15 protein-coding genes are annotated in these 16,812 nt (G+C 59.3%); 7 read left to right on the plus strand and 8 right to left on the minus strand.

Annotated elements, in window-relative coordinates; all coding sequences use genetic code 11:
- Nucleotides 1–139: 139 nt before the first annotated feature.
- A complete protein-coding gene (locus D8U70_RS23875; RefSeq protein ID WP_071172382.1) occupies nucleotides 140–409 on the plus strand; it encodes a PepSY domain-containing protein in 270 nt (89 codons plus the stop codon).
- Between the two features lie 69 nt (nucleotides 410–478).
- Here D8U70_RS23875 and D8U70_RS23880 read toward each other — a convergent pair whose 3' ends face one another.
- Entirely contained in the window at nucleotides 479–5,323 is a 4,845-nt protein-coding gene (locus D8U70_RS23880; RefSeq protein ID WP_241664687.1) for a DUF6543 domain-containing protein, read from the minus strand.
- Between the two features lie 230 nt (nucleotides 5,324–5,553).
- Between D8U70_RS23880 and D8U70_RS23885 the strand changes: the two genes are divergently transcribed.
- The gene (locus D8U70_RS23885) at nucleotides 5,554–6,582 is read left to right on the plus strand and encodes an Ldh family oxidoreductase (protein ID WP_130929894.1); all 1,029 of its coding nucleotides are present in this window, start codon (nucleotides 5,554–5,556) and stop codon (nucleotides 6,580–6,582) included.
- Between the two features lie 59 nt (nucleotides 6,583–6,641).
- Here the strand turns inward: D8U70_RS23885 and D8U70_RS23890 are convergent, their stop codons facing one another.
- A complete protein-coding gene (locus tag D8U70_RS23890; RefSeq protein WP_016774661.1) occupies nucleotides 6,642–6,959 on the minus strand; it encodes a DUF883 family protein in 318 nt (105 codons plus the stop codon).
- A 154-nt stretch (nucleotides 6,960–7,113) separates the two neighbouring features.
- On the opposite strand from D8U70_RS23890, the gene D8U70_RS23895 reads away from it, so the two are divergent.
- Nucleotides 7,114–7,368: a hypothetical protein gene (locus D8U70_RS23895; protein ID WP_003224595.1), complete on the plus strand. Its 255-nt coding sequence runs from the start codon at nucleotides 7,114–7,116 to the stop codon at nucleotides 7,366–7,368.
- 6 nt (nucleotides 7,369–7,374) lie between these two features.
- Here D8U70_RS23895 and D8U70_RS23900 read toward each other — a convergent pair whose 3' ends face one another.
- The gene (locus tag D8U70_RS23900; RefSeq protein WP_130929895.1) at nucleotides 7,375–8,289 is read right to left on the minus strand and encodes a LysR family transcriptional regulator; all 915 of its coding nucleotides are present in this window, start codon (nucleotides 8,287–8,289) and stop codon (nucleotides 7,375–7,377) included.
- 84 nt (nucleotides 8,290–8,373) lie between these two features.
- Here D8U70_RS23900 and D8U70_RS23905 point away from each other — a divergent pair, with 84 nt between their 5' ends.
- Entirely contained in the window at nucleotides 8,374–9,297 is a 924-nt protein-coding gene (locus D8U70_RS23905) for a carbon-nitrogen hydrolase family protein (RefSeq protein WP_130929896.1), read from the plus strand.
- A 137-nt stretch (nucleotides 9,298–9,434) separates the two neighbouring features.
- Here D8U70_RS23905 and D8U70_RS23910 read toward each other — a convergent pair whose 3' ends face one another.
- Complete coding sequence (locus tag D8U70_RS23910; RefSeq protein WP_073474543.1) at nucleotides 9,435–9,908, minus strand: LEA type 2 family protein; 474 nt, start codon at nucleotides 9,906–9,908, stop codon at nucleotides 9,435–9,437.
- A 66-nt stretch (nucleotides 9,909–9,974) separates the two neighbouring features.
- Complete coding sequence (locus tag D8U70_RS23915) at nucleotides 9,975–11,441, minus strand: nucleobase:cation symporter-2 family protein (protein WP_130929897.1); 1,467 nt, start codon at nucleotides 11,439–11,441, stop codon at nucleotides 9,975–9,977.
- Between the two features lie 221 nt (nucleotides 11,442–11,662).
- Between D8U70_RS23915 and zapE the strand changes: the two genes are divergently transcribed.
- The 3 genes from zapE (at nucleotide 11,663) to D8U70_RS23930 (ending at nucleotide 13,992) form a co-directional block, all read left to right on the plus strand.
- On the plus strand, nucleotides 11,663–12,781 hold the full coding sequence (gene zapE, locus D8U70_RS23920) for a cell division protein ZapE (RefSeq protein ID WP_130929898.1): 1,119 nt from the start codon (nucleotides 11,663–11,665) through the stop codon (nucleotides 12,779–12,781).
- 17 nt (nucleotides 12,782–12,798) lie between these two features.
- Nucleotides 12,799–13,380, plus strand: a complete 582-nt coding sequence (locus tag D8U70_RS23925) for a DinB family protein (protein WP_130929899.1) — start codon at nucleotides 12,799–12,801, stop codon at nucleotides 13,378–13,380.
- 114 nt (nucleotides 13,381–13,494) lie between these two features.
- Complete coding sequence (locus D8U70_RS23930; RefSeq protein ID WP_024012903.1) at nucleotides 13,495–13,992, plus strand: GNAT family N-acetyltransferase; 498 nt, start codon at nucleotides 13,495–13,497, stop codon at nucleotides 13,990–13,992.
- Nucleotides 13,993–14,108: 116 nt separating this feature from the next.
- Here the strand turns inward: D8U70_RS23930 and D8U70_RS23935 are convergent, their stop codons facing one another.
- The 3 genes from D8U70_RS23935 to D8U70_RS23945 form a co-directional block, all read right to left on the minus strand.
- Nucleotides 14,109–14,318, minus strand: a complete 210-nt coding sequence (locus D8U70_RS23935; RefSeq protein ID WP_130929900.1) for a hypothetical protein — start codon at nucleotides 14,316–14,318, stop codon at nucleotides 14,109–14,111.
- A gap of 176 nt (nucleotides 14,319–14,494) precedes the next feature.
- Nucleotides 14,495–16,237 (minus strand): phosphoethanolamine transferase CptA, encoded by a 1,743-nt coding sequence (locus D8U70_RS23940; RefSeq protein WP_130929901.1) that lies wholly within the window; start codon nucleotides 16,235–16,237, stop codon nucleotides 14,495–14,497.
- 211 nt (nucleotides 16,238–16,448) lie between these two features.
- Nucleotides 16,449–16,631: a DUF6026 family protein gene (locus D8U70_RS23945; RefSeq protein ID WP_016774671.1), complete on the minus strand. Its 183-nt coding sequence runs from the start codon at nucleotides 16,629–16,631 to the stop codon at nucleotides 16,449–16,451.
- Nucleotides 16,632–16,812: the final 181 nt, after the last annotated feature.

A 16,812-nucleotide genomic window follows, 5' to 3' on the forward strand; every position in this document is an offset into this window, starting at 1 on the left:
TTCGCTCATTCTAACCTCGCCGGCAGGCTGCCGAGAACATCCGTCATGGCATTTACCCATCAACGTGGAACTTATTTTTCCCTGTGGCGCCCAAAAAAACAGGAAGCAACTGCCTACTATCCATAAATGGAGTGAAAAAATGATCAAAAAGACATTCGCAGCCCTGATTGCCACCGCCGGTTTGCTCAGCGCCGGTGCCGCTCTGGCGGACAAGCCAGGCGCAGGCTGGATCACCATCGAAAAGGCCATCGAGGTCGCCAAGACCAAGGCCGGTTATGTCGAGGTCTATGAGATCGGCGCCGACAATGACGGCTACTGGGAAGGCGAAGGGCGCAAGGCCGATGGCAGTGTCTATGAGTTCCGCATCGACGGCGCCTCGGGCAATGTACTGCGGGACCAGAAGGATTAACCCAGCATAAGCACCCCTGATTCTTGTGTTGAGCAATGCGCTGGCGCGACGTCAGCGCATTTTTTGTCTTCACGGCAGCGCTTGCGAGGTTCCTGCCTGATCCGACCCCGGCGCAGCTGACGATAGAGGGGCGGGAAGCGGGTCGAGCTGGCGGCCCAGTTCACTGATGAGCAACGCGATCGAATCGGCGTTGGCGAGCATGACGTCAATCCTTGCATCTGCAGAATCAGGGCGGCAAAACGCCAGGCGTGCATCTGCAAGGTTTGTGGTGTTGGTAAGGCTGAGGATTTTTTGGTAATTGCCGGCATGCGCCGGCATTTTGTCCAGGTCGGTCCAGACCTGTTTGCCGGTCTTCACCGCAAACAAGTGCTTGCCGTAGCGCGACAATAAGCTGCGATGACGTTCAATAGATTCCTTGGCATGTTTGCCCGAGGTCGTCCTCGTGTCGATGAGGTCCAGATAAGGCGCCATGGCCTGCACGGCGACAAGATCGTCGCTGTCGCAAACCAGATGCGAGAGCTCATGGATCAGCGTTACAGCGCGGGCATGGGAATCAACATTGAACCGAGGAGGCAAATGCGCAGTGTATTTATCCAGTCCCGGGTTGAAAAACAGCTCAGTGAGATGAATGATTTTTCTCTTATCCTGTTTGAATACGAATGCCACGGTATTGCCGCTGCCAGGTCCGTTCAGACCAGTAAAAAAGCGTTCGGTGTAGAGCAGATCGTCTTTCGGATTCGTCAGTTCTCGGCAAACAGGAATAATCACCTTCTCGAATTTCCTGAGCAGCGTGGGCGTTATCAGCGACACCTCGAAGAACTTCTTCAAAACCGTCTCTAACCGCGTGCCCGTAAGGTTGTCGCGCTGCGTAACGTAGTTATGCAGACAATTGACTGCGTATTCTCTTGCACGATTTACCGCTTGCTGTATCACGAACGCCCTGGCCGGATAGCGACGGTTGATCTGGGCCATGCCTCTGGCCTGGATATACATTTCTACGGAACGGTTTTCCTCGACTTCGTGTTGCACAGGGTCACGTTTTTTTGACCGGCAGCGATACACCTGCTGGCTGGTGCTTGCGACGACCAGACGGGAGTTTTTCTCCTCGAGTGCCGGCCCCTGGCTGCCGTCTTTTTTGCGCAAATACCAGGTCTTTTCGACCTGGACCGTCGGATACACCTTGCCGGCAATGGCGGCGTATTTCTGCGTCGTCGACGAATCGCCATAGACCAGCTTATTGGCATCGAGCTTGAGGCTTTCCAGCGCCGTGCTGCTTTCGAAGGGCTGCAGATCCACGCGGGCGGGCGTTACCGGTGACACTTTTGCCCAGCGAGAGGCTGCTTGCACCGTCGTGGCTGTACCCTCAGGTGCGTGCGCCTCTGCGGCGAATTCGGTACTGACCGTTTCTGCCTCGCTTTCCCACGACAGACGTCCCAGGCTGAAGAGGGTAATCGCCCCTGCAATGAAGCTTTTCAGGGCGTTCGCCCAGTGGTGATCCTGCAGGCCTTCAGCGGAGGCCTTGAAATCCTGATAGCTGCGCCAAAGGAAAAATCCGCAGGCGAGTTTGCCCGGCAACACGTGCGGCACCAGGCGGACGCCGTGGCTGAACAGAAACTTCACTGCTTCCCAATCTGCCTGGGCGTTGATCTGTGGTTGGCTGCGCAGCATTTGTGGCAGAAGACTCAGGGTGTCTTTGTGCAACCGCTCGAGCACGTTGCCCTTTATGGGGGAGTCATGAAGGGTGATTTCACTGTTTTTGCCGATCGTTGTTTTCAACAGGCTCTTGAATACGGCCTGCTGCGCGTCAGGCAGACGCCGGATGAGCAAGTCCTGAAAGTGGCCGGGGGTATTGAGTGCTTCGATCAACTGTGCTTCGTTCTCGAACTCGCGAAATACCCATCTTGAGTAAGGCGCATAGAGGACCCGGGGACCTGTTTGCCCTGCGCCCGGACCGAAGACATACAGTCCGAGCGCATCTACGCAATCAGCGCCTGAAGTCTTGATCAACGATAGCGGACAAGCGATGGCGTGAGCACCGTCGACCATCGCCCGCGCTATCCCGTCCGGCATATCGAGGACCTGGCAGATATAGTCGTAGCCGGTATCGGAGAGTTGCTGTTGCAACTTCATCGAGTGGGCGTGCTGCATCAATTGCCAGGGCAGCTGGCGCAAGAATCGTTCTTTGCTGAGGCGTGCTGACGCGCTATCAGCTGTCAGCGCTTCCGTCACTTTCGCGGTGTAGGTAGTGGCAACGTCGAGAGATTGCAGCAGTTGCCGTACGGCGGACTGGCCAAAATCCTTCGGTAGTGCCGTCGCGGTTGTCGATGCCACTTTGAAACCGCTGTCCTGCACGACGTTGTAGTGATGCAAGCTAAACTCCAGCAAGTCACAGGCAGGGCCGGCCAGTGTCAGGTTGGGGGTGATCCGGATGTCCTGTGGCTTGAGGCCGTTGCCTGGAAATCGCGCATCGAGCAGTGTCTTGAGTGTCTGCTCGATATGAGTGGCCAGCGCCGGGACCTCATCGAGGAAATCCTTGCCGTCGATGAACGCGCGGCGCAGTTCATCCAGCAACGCCAGTTGCGTGCGCTGCTCGGTCGCCGAGGCCATGCGCAACCAGTCGGGATAATCCAGATGACTGGCAAGGGTTCGTGCAAGGTCAACGGCGCGGCGCAGATTGGTATCGATCACCGCGCTTTTCATTTGCTCAAGGTAAGTCTGCAACCTGTCCTGGTCCTTGATACAAACGCGCAGCTCTTCTGAATCGGCCAGGAAGTGTTCAATGCCCGATTGCATGCGATTACTGGAAACCCGGTCTTCAATCAATTGAAAACTGCCCAGGGTGTATTGCTGGTCCAGTCGACGTTGAGCTCTTGGCAGATTTTCCAGCAGCGTGTGACTCTGGTTGTTGTCATCCAGGCGTTGTTGCAATTGCTTCTGCGCGACGGCGATATTCTCGAACTGTTCCAGCCCCGTGGCCGGTGTCCACAGGATGGCGCGTCCGGAATGCTTGTCATCCATGCCGCCGCGCTCGGTCAGGAGCACGCAGTGAGCGAGCGGCAGCGCACCTTTGAACTCGGCACAGGTGAGGGTGAGCGACCATGCATCGGGGCGAAAACCATTGAGTGACTGGCGCTCCCTGCGTGTCGGATGCGTGGCATCGAACACGGTGTCGACGATCTTTCGCTCCGCCTCCAGCCATGACCCGCTGAGACTGCGCAGGTAGGCCTCACCGCGCAGGCCATCTTCGAACGCCTGGGCCAGCTTCCAGAGAATGCCCTCGAGAAAGACCCGCTGTTCGCCGCCGTGGCCGGTCGGCTGGTCTTTGAAGTGGCTGGTCAGATTATCCAGCGTCCGTCCCAGACTCGTCGCCTGCTGCGCAGCCTTGTCCGCTTGCACGAGTGACGATGGCGGAGTGCTGGTGAATAACGGACGGGTACTCCAGCGCTGATTGACGTCGAGCTTGAGCAGCCGTTCATGAATCATTGAGCGGATATCCAATGCCTTATCAAAGAGTGCATGGATATCGGTGGTGCGTTTGCTCTGACGAAAGCGCTGCAACACGAATTCAATGTTCTGGCGTTGTTTGGTGATGACGGTCTCGAACAGCGTCGTCATGATCTCACCGCCAATGTTTTCCCCGGATACCTGTGCGTTAGTGAAGCCAAGGTAGCGATTGCGCTCTTGCAGGTTCATCAGCCCGTACAGCTCATCTTCGTGCCCGGCAGCTCGCAGTTTGGCGGTCAGTGTCTGTTTGAGGTCGGCGTAGTCGGTGAGCACCTGCAGGCCCTGGCTGGGCGTATAGAGATAAGCCTTGTCATGATTGATCATCAGCGAACCGGCCAGCTCGACACAGGCTGTCTCTTCGCTCAGGCACACGGTTTCGAACGTTGGCCGCCGCACTGCAACGCTTGGCTCACGGACCAGACAGTGCAGGGCGTCGAATTCGCTGGCAGTGAGGATCTGCGTTTCGCGCTTGATCATCAGATCGGCTCGCGCTTGATCCTGTAGCGTCTGGCTGAAGAAAGTACGTCTGGGCGAGCCCTCGAATGAGGCGCCATTCCAATAGATCTCAAGCTGCCGAAACAACAGCATGGTCAATTTTCCCGATGCGCACTCGATCGCATGGGTCCAGGCAGACTGATCGTCTTCGCTGACCGAACGAGCGGGATGGGTAAATTCTACGGTCTGACCGTGCGGCCAGCCCTGGCGATGAAAGTGCAGCAGCAGCGCGTCACTCAGCGACAGCGCGTCGACCCACTGTTTGCCCTCAGAGGAGGTCGTCGAATAGAAAACGACCCGGGTAAGCGACTGTTGCAACGCGGCAAAATGCGCTTCGAGCAGTTCGTCGAGAATCTTTTCCAGCAACGTTGCAAGGGATGGCAGGCGTTTGAGCTCGTCCAGCAGGTCACGGGCGCACCTCTCCAGGGATTCGCCGATAGCCGCTTGTTGGTCCTCGAACACATCGCCTTCGATGGTTTCGCAGGTCAGGGTAATCCCGCGTTTTTCCACCAGTTCCTTGCGCAGCGAAACCGAGAGGAAAGCCAGCAGATCATCAGCTTCCCCGGCATTGTCGAGGCGTGTCTGCAGGGCGTCCGTCAGTGCTTGGCGGTCAGCGAATTTTTTCAGGCCATCGTAGGGCGTATAGAGAAACACGCCGTTGTCTTCCGGCCCTGCGCAGAGCATGAAGCTGCCCGCCAGCGGCACGGCCTGTTGCTTGTCGGCGTTGAGCAGGATGCGTTCGGCCAGCATCGGCGGGGTCTGCTTGTTGCGCAGCGATTGCGTCGCCAGTTGCGCATGGGCGAGCCAGTCGAAGTCTTTGCTGTTGAGACCGTGTGCCGGACCCAGGGCAGCATGCAGGCCGGGTGAATCGAATATCACTGGAAACAACAGCGGGGCAGTCGGGGTGAACATCATTGCAACTCTGAACGGGGCGCCATCGGGCTGGAACTCAACAGTAGATGCGCAGACTGGAGCACTTGCGGTAGATAGTTACCGCACACGCTGACCGTGAAATGTGCATCTGGGCGCGCCAGCGGATGCCGATCAATCGAAGGGTTGACAGCTGGCAGCTCGGGCGCGGTTAATCGGTGGGCAAATTCGACCGTACGCTGTTGTTCCCTCCAATAATCATTCTGGAGCTTCAGATGTCTGCGCTACACGATCATGGCTCGTCCACAGTGTCCCTCGAGGCACTGACGCAACTGCTTGAAACGATTTTTCTGCGCCACGGCACTTCCAGCGACGTCGCCCGGGTGCTGGCCGCCAACTGCGCCAACGCCGAACGCGACGGCGCCCACAGTCATGGCGTGTTTCGCATCCCCGGTTATGTCTCGACGCTGAAAAGTGGTTGGGTCAATGGCCATGCGGTGCCCCAGGTTGAAGACGTCGCGCCGGGGTTTGTCCGGGTTGACGCCGGCAACGGTTTTGCCCAGCCAGCGTTGGCAGCGGCCCGACCACTGCTGATCGAGAAGGCGCGTCATGCCGGGATCGCGGTGCTGGCGATTCGCAACTCGCATCATTTCGCTGCTTTGTGGCCGGATGTTGAGCCCTTCGCCGACGAAGGTCTGGTCGCGCTGAGCGTGGTCAACAGCATGACCTGCGTGGTGCCCCATGGCGCTGATCGGCCATTGTTCGGCACCAATCCGATTGCCTTCGCCGCACCAAGAGCCAACGCCGCGCCGATTGTGTTCGACCTTGCCACCAGCGCCATCGCCCATGGCGATGTGCAGATCGCCGCGCGCAAAGGTGAAAAACTCCCGGTCGGCATGGGGGTCGACAGCCTCGGCCAACCGACCCAGGACCCCAAGGCGATTCTCGAAGGCGGCGCGTTGTTGCCGTTCGGCGGGCATAAAGGCTCGGCGCTGTCGATGATGGTCGAGTTGCTGGCGGCGGCATTGACCGGCGGCAATTTCTCATTCGAGTTTGACTGGTCCAACCATCCTGGCGCGAAGACACCATGGACCGGCCAGCTGTTGATCGTCATCGACCCGAGCAAAGCGGCGGGGCAGAGCTTTGCCCAACGCAGCGAGGAACTGGTACGGCAGATGCACGGGGTCGGGCTCAAGCGTTTGCCGGGGGATCGGCGGCATTTGCAGCGTGCCCGCTCATTAGCGCAGGGCATCACGCTGGATGAACAGACGCTGGGGCAGTTGCGGGAGTTGGCGGGGGACTGAGTTTGCACAAGGCATAAAAAAGCGAGCCCCAAGGCTCGCTTTTTTTGTGGCGCTGGAACTCAGCGGCGGCCGAGCAGCAGGCCCACCACCAGGCCGAAACCGGCGGAGATCGCCACGGTTTGCCAAGGGTGGCCACCGATGTAGTTCTCGGTGGCTTCAACAGCGGGTTTGGTGCGGTCGCGCACGCTGGACACCGAATCCAGTGCCAGCTGCAGCTTCTGGGCGATTTGTGCGCGCAGCGTTTCTGCTTCTTCGCCTACCAGTGAAGCGCTGCTCTTGAGCAGTTTGTCCGATTCTTCGATCAGAGCCTGAAGCTCGCTGAAAGCTTGATCCTTGATTTGCTCTTCGGCAGCTTGCGAGGCGGTTTTACGGGCCATTGGGTGACTCCTTGCAGGTGAATGGACAGTGACCAATGGAGTGTAGCGGCAGGCGAAAAGTTGCATGTCATTCGCGGACAAGGGAAAAACCTGCACCGGAGATTTGTGTCGAGCGTGTAAGATGTCGCCATTTTACGCAGCAGGATAAATCCCCATGAGTTTCAATCTGGCCGACAAATCCCTCGCAGAGCGCGCAGCGCTGGAAGATGAGAAATCCCGTCTGTTCGAACTCTGGCAGAACAATCTGGGCAAAGCCAAAGGCGAAGCCGCGCGCCTTTTTGGGGAGCGCTCCAAGCGCAAGGGCAAATGGGCCGAGTGGGTCCGCGCCGAGCTGGACGGCATGTCGCCGCCGGAGTTCGCCAACATGGTGCGCAGTGAAGTCAATCGCCTGATGGCGGCGAACAAATAATTTGTTTCACACCTGGCTGAACGTGGCGGCAATCGCCTCACGAACCTTGACCAGCACCGGATCGATCTGCGTGCTGGTGCGCCAGCCCAGTTCCACCGGATAGCGTGGTAACGCCAGAGGGCAGGGCAGCAACGCCAGCCCGCTCAGCGCCGCGATGCTTGCGGCGGCATGGGCCGGGATCGTCGCCACCGCCTGACTGCCTTTGAGCAAAAAGGGCAGTGCAGCAAAATGCGTGGTCGACGCGCAGACTCGCCGGCTCAAGCCCACTGCCGCCAATCCTTCATCGGTAATGCCGATAAAGCCGCCCGACGACACCAGAATGTGCTCGCGTTCAACGAACTCCTGCAACGCGATCTGCTGTTGGCCTGGCGCGAGACTGGCTGGATCGACGAGGCATGCATAGCCACCTTCGCCCAACACCTGACGGCTGAGCAGGCGCTCGGCAAATCCTCCGGCAGTGATCGCCAGGTCGATGCTGCGCTCCATCAGCGCGCGGGCAACGATCTGGCTGTGGGTCTGGCGAAATATCAACCGCAGCTTCGGCGCACGGAGGGCGATTTCCTCGATCAGGCGGCGGCCGTAGGCAATTTCAAAATCATCTGACAGACCGATCGCCACCGAACGTCCTTCGTACTGATTGGCCGCTGGATCAAGCATGGCCAGACTTTGCCGGCATTTGTTCAGGGCATCGCTGATCACCGGTTTCAGCTGATTGGCTTGCAGGGTCGGCGCCAGTCCGCGCCCGGTGCGCACGAACAACTGATCGCCATACACCTCACGCAAGCGGCGCAATGCCGCGCTGACTGCCGATTGCGTTACGCCCAGGCGCAGAGCGGCGCGGCTGGCGCTGGATTCATCGTGCAGTGCTTCGAAGACTTTCAGCAGGTTCAGGTCGATGTCGACGATATTCATTTGGCTCATATCATTCAGCAGTGGGCAGGGCTTTATTCATGATCGCGTGACGCCGGAGAATCGGCAACACCTGAACCTGATGGAGTAAACACGATGGCTAAATACATAGTGGCGGCGTTGCAGATCGGCGCATTGCCCGGTGGCAAAGACGAAACCCTTGAACAGATCCTTGCTTGGGAAGACGCAATCCGCGAATCCGGCGCTGCGCTGGTGGTAATGCCGGAAGCCCTGCTCGGTGGTTACCCGAAAGGCGAGGGTTTCGGCACCCAGTTGGGTTATCGACTGCCCGAGGGGCGCGAGGCCTTCGCGCGTTATTTTGCTAACGCCATTGATGTGCCCGGCGCCGAAACCGACGCCCTGGCCGGATTGTCAGCGCGCACCGGGGCCAATCTGGTGATCGGCGTGATCGAGCGCGCTGGCAGCACGTTATATTGCACGGTGCTGTATTTCGATCCGCAGGCCGGGCTGATCGGCAAACACCGCAAGCTCATGCCCACCGGCACCGAGCGACTGATCTGGGGCAAGGGTGATGGCTCGACGCTGCCGGTGTTCGACACCCAGGTCGGCAAGCTTGGCGCGGTGGTGTGCTGGGAAAACATGATGCCGCTGCTGCGCACGGCGATGTATGCCAAAGGCGTTGAGGTCTGGTGCGCGCCGACCGTTGACGAGCGCGAGATGTGGCAGGTCAGCATGCGCCACATCGCCCATGAAGGCCGCTGTTTCGTGGTCAGCGCCTGTCAGGTGCAGGCCTCTCCGAATGCCTTGGGGGTGGAGATTGCCAACTGGCCGAGTGATCGACCGTTGATTGCCGGTGGCAGCGTGATCGTCGGACCGATGGGCGATGTGCTGGCGGGGCCGTTGCGCGGGGAAGCGGGCTTGCTTACGGCGCAGATCGACACCGATGAACTGATCCGCGCGCGGTATGACTACGATGTGGTCGGCCACTATGCGCGGCCGGATGTGTTCGAGTTGAGCGTTGATGAGCGTGCGAAGCCGGGGGTGCGGTTCAACTCCTGACCTTGAAACTTGTTTTGAACCTGTGGGAGCTGGCTTGCCAGCGATGGGGCCATGTCAGTCAGCATCTTTTTGGCAGATGCACCGCTATCGCTGGCAGGCCAGCTCCCACAGGGATCGGTGCCCGATCAGAAAACGTTTTACCACGTCGCCGCACTCGCTTTAGGCAGGCTCAACTTGCCGCTGTCGGTAAAGCGCATCGTGCCAAACAAACCGCCCGCCAGTTTGCCGCGCAGTACGTAGGGCAGGTTATCGAGGCTTTGCGTCTGGCTCAGGCCCAATGTCTGGCGCAGGAACGAGAACGCCGAGACGCTGACCGGTACCGTGACAATGGCTTCAGAGAAACGCGGGATCGAGCCGCTCTGATCGCTCACACCCGAAGCCAGCGAATGACCATTGACCTCCAGATCCAGGGCGATGCCGTTGTAATCGATCGCCGTTTCATTGGGGTTCTGTACGCGCAGCTTGATCGCGAAGCGCACTTCCAGTTCCTGGCTGGGCAAGGGTTCGAGGCCGACCACGTTGATGTTCACCGGGTCGCGATTGGGAAACAGTGCGCAGGCACTGAGCGACAACAGCAGAAGCGACAGGATGACGGCGTGGACGCGGCGCATAAAAATCTCTCGACAAAAAAAGGGCTGAACCGTCGCCGGTGCAGCCCTTGTTTTCGAGGTGCGACGTCAGCGGTTCAACTGTGCGACAGCCGCCACTTGGCCGGGTTCACCTTTGGCGGCGACGTCGGGGTTTTCCATGACCTGCAGGATCGAAGCTTCCGGGTCGAAATCGTCTTCTTCCAGCTCGATGAATTCTTCCGGCAGGAAGATGTTCAGCACGATAGCGCACAACGCGCCAACGGTGATCGGCGATTCGAAGATATTGCGCAGCGCTTGCGGCAGTTCGCGCAGGACTTCCGGCACCGCCGCAATACCCAGGCCCATGCCCAGCGAGATCGCCACGATCAGCATGTTGCGTCGATGCAGGCCGGCCTCGGCGAGGATCTTGATCCCGGCCACGGCGACGGTGCCGAACATCACCAGCTCGGCGCCGCCCAGCACCGGTTTCGGCATCAATTGCAGCACCGCGCCGATCATCGGGAACAAACCGAGCAACACCAGCAGCCCGGCGATAAAAAACGCCACGTAGCGGCTGGCCACGCCGGTCAATTGGATCACGCCGTTGTTCTGCGCAAAGGTCACCATCGGCATGCTGTTGAACACTGCCGCCATGGCCGAGTTGAGACCATCGGCGAGCAGGCCGGATTTGATGCGACGGATGTACAGCGGGCCTTTCACCGGTTGCCGCGAGATCATCGAGTTGGCGGTCAGGTCACCGGCCGCTTCCAGCGGCGACACGAGGAAAATCACTGCCACCGGCACGAACGCCACCCAATCGAAGTTGAAACCGTACTTGAACGGCACCGGCACGCTGACCAGCGGCACCTCGGGCATCGAAGCGAAATCCACCGTGCCCATCAGCCATGCCACTACGTAGCCGAGGGTCAGGCCAATAACGATCGCGCCCAGGCGCAGAAACGGCACGTCGACACGGTTCAGCACAACGATGGTGCCGATCACCAGCGCCGCCAGAAATACGTGACTGGCCGCGCCCAGGTCAGGGGCGCCGAAGCCGCCAGCGATGTCGGTCATCGCCACTTTGATCAGCGACAGGCCCATCAGCGTGATGATCGTGCCGGTCACCACCGGCGTGATCAGCATGCGCAGTTTGCCGATGAACTGGCTGAGCACCACTTCGATGAACGCGGCGAAGAAGCACACGCCGAAGATCGTCGAGAGGATTTCATCAGTGCCGCCGCCGCGCGCCTTGACCATGAACCCGGCGCTGAGAATCACACTGATAAACGAGAAACTGGTGCCTTGCAGGCAGAGCAGACCGGAACCCACCGGGCCGAATCGCTTGGCCTGGACAAAGGTGCCGAGGCCGGAGACGAACAGCGCCATGCTGATCAGGTAGGGGATTTCACTGTGCAGACCGAGGGCGCCGCCCATGATCAGGGTCGGGGTGATGATGCCGACGAAACTCGCCAGCACGTGTTGCAGCGCGGCGAACACCGTGGCGGTCAGGTGCGGACGGTCGTTGAGGCCGTAGATCAGGTCGTTGTTGCGCGGGGTTTTGTCAGAGGCGGTCATGGTGATGTGCGCGCCGCAAGGCGGGGCCGGGTCAGAAAATGGGTGCGCAGAATGCCGGAAGAGGGCGGCGAGGGCAACGAGCAATAACTGCCTGAAAGGTCAGGTTTTACTGCCTCTCCCTTGTTCTGATCGTTCCCATGCTCCGCGTGGGAATGCAGCCCGGGAACGATCAAACGTGCCTCGACCGGCAATGGAAAGGCGCCCGTGGCATACTCCCGCGTATGACTTTCGACTCCCCCCTCAGTGCCTGGCAATACGCGGTCGACCACAAGGGTTTCATCCAGGATGAAGCCCAGGAGCACGCGGTCTGGGCCTTGCAAAAATGCCATGAAGCCTTGCACGCCGGCGCCCGCTCGGTCGACGGCGTGTACCTGTGGGGGCCGGTCGGGCGCGGCAAGACCTGGCTGATGGATCAGTTCTATCAGAGCTTGCGGGTGCCGGCGCGGCGTCAACACTTTCATCACTTCATGGGCTGGGTGCATCAGCGTTCGTTTCAACTCAGTGGCATCGCCGATCCGTTGCGCGCTTTGGCCAAAGAGCTGGCCGGCGAAGTGCGCGTGCTGTGCTTCGATGAGCTGTTCGTCAATGACATCGGCGACGCGATCATTCTCGGCCGGCTGTTTCAGGTGATGTTCGATGAAGGTGTGGTGATCGTCTGCACCTCCAATCTGCCGCCCGATGATCTGTACGCGGACGGCTTCAACCGCGACCGTTTCACGCCGGCGATTGCGGCGATCAAGGCGCATATGACCGTGGTCGCGGTGAATGGCGCCGAGGATCATCGCTTGCATCCGGGGACGATCGAGCAGCGTTATTTTGTTCGCGCGGATGTTTTACCGAGCGCACTGGAGGCCGTGTTCAAATCGCTGGCTGCAGATGAGACTGTCAGCGAGGAACCCGTCGCCGTGGGCCATCGCACACTCAACGTGGTGCAAGCCAGCGAATCCGTGCTGTGGTGCCGCTACAGCGATTTGTGCGAGCAACCTTTCGCCGCCATGGACTTCATTGCCCTGTGCGATCGCTACCGGGCTATTCTGTTGAGCGAAGTACCGAACCTCAGCGCACAAAAACGCGAAGGACGTATTGCACGCGGTACCGAAGACGGCGCTGAGCGCGTGGTCACCGGCGACCGGGAATTGCCACAGTTGTCGGTACATGACGACGGCGTGCGCCGCTTTATCGCTCTGGTCGACGAATGCTACGACCGCAAGGTGCCGCTGTACGTCGAGGCAAGCGTACCGATGGACGCGCTGTACACCGAGGGCTATCTGGAATTCCCGTTCCGCCGCACCCTCAGCCGTTTGCAGGAGATGCAATTGCAGCGCTTCGCCGAAGCTTGAAAGAAGAGGGCGCCGACATGAGTCAACCGCTGTCCCATCATTTGCTGACCATGGCCTACCAGAATGCCTGGGCCAATCATCGTCTGGCCAAGGCCTGGACCCAGCTCGATGCCACTGAACTGGCGGAGCTACGGGTGAGCTTCTTCCCCGGCATCCGCCTCACGCTTAATCACATCCTCACTTGCGATTGGTTCTACGTCGACGCGCTGGAGCGTGAATTGCGCGGGGACGAGCCGCACCCGGATTGCTATGTTTTCTTCAATGCAGACGAGCCGTTTACTGAGGCTGCGGCGCTGCGTGCAGAGCAGGCCCGCGTCGATCGCCGGCTGATCGCCTATTGCGAGCAACTGCGCGATGCCGATCTGCCAAGAATCGTCACTATCGCTCGCGACGAACCGCAACATGACAGCCGCCTGCGCATGCTTTCGCACCTGTTCGAACACCAGATCCATCATCGCGGCCAAGTGCACGCCATGCTCAGCGGCACGACGGTGAAGCCACCGCAACTGGATGAATTTTTCTGTGTCGGCGAAAGCGCATTGCGCGCCGAAGACTTCGCCGAACTGGGCTGGACTGAAGAGCTTATCTGGGGCCACTGACCGCGAAAGATCGCAGCTTTTCAAGTTGCTCACTCCACCTCACCCAAGCTAATGTCCAAAAGCCTTCCAGCAAGCACCTTGCGCGCCGGGGCTTTTTGCTTATCGGGGATGGAAATGGATTCCGCAGAAATACTCGTACTTCAGGCCAGCTACAGCAACCCGGTGCACGCCGAAGCCATCGGCATCGTGCTCAACCACTACGCCGAAGATCCCATGGGCGGCGGTCATCCGATCGCGCCCGAACTGCTGCAACGCCTGCCCGAAGAACTCGCCCGCCGCCCGCATGCCTTCAGCGTGCTGGCCTTCGTCGGCGGCGAACCGGCCGGGCTGGTCAACTGTTTCGAAGGCTTCTCGACATTCGCCTGTAAACCACTGGTCAACGTCCACGACGTCGCCGTGGTCGGCAAATTTCGCGGCTTGGGGCTCAGTCAGAAAATGCTGCAGAAGGTAGAAGAAATCGCCCGTCAGCGCGGTTGCTGCAAGATCACCCTGGAAGTGCTGGAAGGCAATGCGGTGGCGCAGGGTTCATATCGCAAATTCGGCTTTGCACCGGGGATGTTCAATCCGGATCACGGGCGGATGCTGTTCTGGATAAAGGACTTGCAGGCCTGAAGGCGCCTCACCGCAAATCACCAACATAAAAAAAGGCGCCCCGATCAGGGCGCCTGAACTGTCATCTCCCGGGCCAGAGCGGAGCCACGGAAGGTCCATCGGTTGCTCGGTGAAGCTCAGTCGCGATAAGACTCGGTCACCTGCGCCGTCTGGTCAGCAGGGACGCGAATTTCTTTCGCACTGGCGTCGGCCTTTTGCTCGCTTTGCGCGTGCTGGACCGGGAAATTGTCGTAGTAATAACGCATGCGTTCGGCACCGCCTTCAGCGAAGGCGCTGGTGGAGCCGAGGGCGAGCAGGGTGGTGAGGATGATAGTGGTGGTTTTCATGGTGCCTCCTACTGAACAAGTGGGAGTCGGTTCGTCCGTGAAGCAGACCGCGAAAGAAGTCTGCGTCGCGGCCATTAACAATGGGTTAACGCTGGTTCAGCGCAAATATTGCGGCGTATTACAGAAACAACGCGGTGGATAGGCACAAAAAAGGGCCTTCTCGGCCCTTTGTCGTTTTACTTCTGCGCAACTTCCGCCGGATCCGGGTGCTTTGGCTTCATCAAACTGAAGTCAATCAACGCCCGCCGCGGTGCCTGGTACGGGTCGCCAATCAGCAGCTTGCGCGGTACGAAGCTGTCGCTGACCAGGCTTTTACTGCGATCCAGTTCATCGGAACTCAACCCGGCCAGATCCGCCCAAGTGTGAATGAGTTGCGAGCTGCTGTACGGGCGGCTGAGGTCGCCGGCGAAGTTCCAGTCATGGTTTTCCTTCCACTTTGGCGAGGCCCAGGCCATGAACGGGATGGTGTACATCGGCGCGGTCGGTTTGTTTTCGTTGCGGCCCAGCGTGCCGTGGCCGGCGGAGTCGAAGACATCTTCACCGTGGTCGGACAGGTACAGCAGGAAGCCATTCGGGTCGGTTTTGGCGTAGTCCTTGATCAGGCTCGAGACCACGAAGTCGTTGTACAGCACGGCATTGTCATAGCTGTTGTAAGTCGGTACCTGATCGTCACGCACGCCAGCCGGAACGCCTTGGCGATCCTTGAACTTGTCGAACGTCGGCGGATAACGGTACTGATAGCTCATGTGCGTGCCGAGCAGATGCACGACGATCAGCTTGCGCGGCGCGGCATCGGCCAGCGCCTTGTTGAACGGCTCGATGACGTCGCCATCGTATTGCGCCGAGTTCTGGTTGCGGTTGTTGTTCAGGTACACCTGCTCGTCAGCCTGTTCGGAGAAGGTCGTGAGCATGGTGTTGCGCTTGGTCATGGTCTGCTGGTTGGTGATCCAGAAGGTCTTGTAACCGGCCTGTTTCATCACGCTGACCAGCGATGGCGTCGACAGGTACAGATCCGGGTTCTGCTCATCGGCGAAGGTCAGCACTTGCTGCAGCGCTTCGATGGTGTAAGGGCGCGGGGTGATGACGTTGTCGAAAACCGCCAGTTGATCCTTGAGCTTGTCCAGTTCCGGCGTGGTGTTGCGCGGGTATCCGTAAAGACTCATGCGCTGACGGTTGGTCGATTCGCCGATCACCAGCACCAAAGTCGCCGGTTGCCCGGCCGAGGCGTCCTTGAGGTTTTTCAGCGGCGGGATCTTGCTGGCACTGTCGAGCATGCCTTGCATATCCCCCAGCGTTTCCAGATAGCGGTGATACGCCACGGCCATCTGCCACGGCACGGCAGGCTCGATGCGGGTTTCGAATTTCTCGAAGCCTTCAGTGAAATTGCCCATGCGCATGGTTTGCTTGACCAGCGGGTAGCCGACCACTGCGATGACAATCGCCGTCGCCGCTACCAGCGCGCGACCACGCGGCATGTACACCGGACGCAGGCGCGTCCACAGAAAGTAGGCAAACGCGGTATGGACGAGGAACGCCGGGATCATCCACCAGGCGAAATACTGCGTCATGTACTCGCCGGCTTCCGACACGTTCGACTCGAACATGATGAAGATGACGCTCTGCGAGAATTCCTGCTGATAAATGAAGAAGTAACCCAGGCTGGCCATCGAGCAGGCCCACAGCACCACACCGATCATCGCCGCAAGCACGCGGGTCTGTTTGGGGAACAGCAGCATCGGCGCCAGCCACAGCGCGCTCATCACGAATGCCTGACGAAATCCGGTGAAGCCGGACGTGCCAGTCAGCTGGATCAGCAGTTGGGTTATACCCGAGAAATACCAGAAGAAGACGAACAGCCAGATGAATCCGGCCCAGTCGAAACCGGCCGCAGTCGTTTTGCTGCGTTTGAACAATGCCATTCAGCGCTCCAGCTCAATCATCAGACCCACGCCGGAAACGCTTCCATGACACCGACGAACAGAGGCCGTACACGCAGGCACGGCCAGAATGGGGCGGAGTATCCCCAAGGGCTTGTGAAAGATTTGTTAAGCGCCGCTGTTGGTGTGTATCAAGCGGTCAGAGGTGCAACGTGTCGGGAACGACGAGGGCCGTTCCCGAAGCAGGCGAGGATCAGGCGTGGGGTGCGCGCTGCACAACCGGACGCGGTTGCGGCTGCGAGCCCTGGGTCAGTGCGCGCAATTGCGCCAATTCGTGCTTCAACTGGTCGCGCTCGTCTTTCAACTGGCGCAATTCATCGCGACGGATCGTAACGTAGAGGGTTTGTGGCGGCATTGCTGTATGTACTGTGCCCATTGCTCACCTCGCAAATGGCGTGCATCAACTGTAAGTCACTCCTCGTTTTGAGGCGCTTGACTTACTATCGGCGCCAATTTTGATTTCTTTTGCCCTGGAAGGGAACTTTTTTATTTTTCATGGTCGGTGTGTCTTCGGCAGGATTCGGGGCGTTATCACTCTGGATCGGGCACAATGCCCG

This window comes from Pseudomonas sp. Sample_20 (genome assembly GCF_004307585.1).
In the GTDB taxonomy this organism is placed as follows: Bacteria; Pseudomonadota; Gammaproteobacteria; order Pseudomonadales; family Pseudomonadaceae; genus Aquipseudomonas; species Aquipseudomonas atacamensis.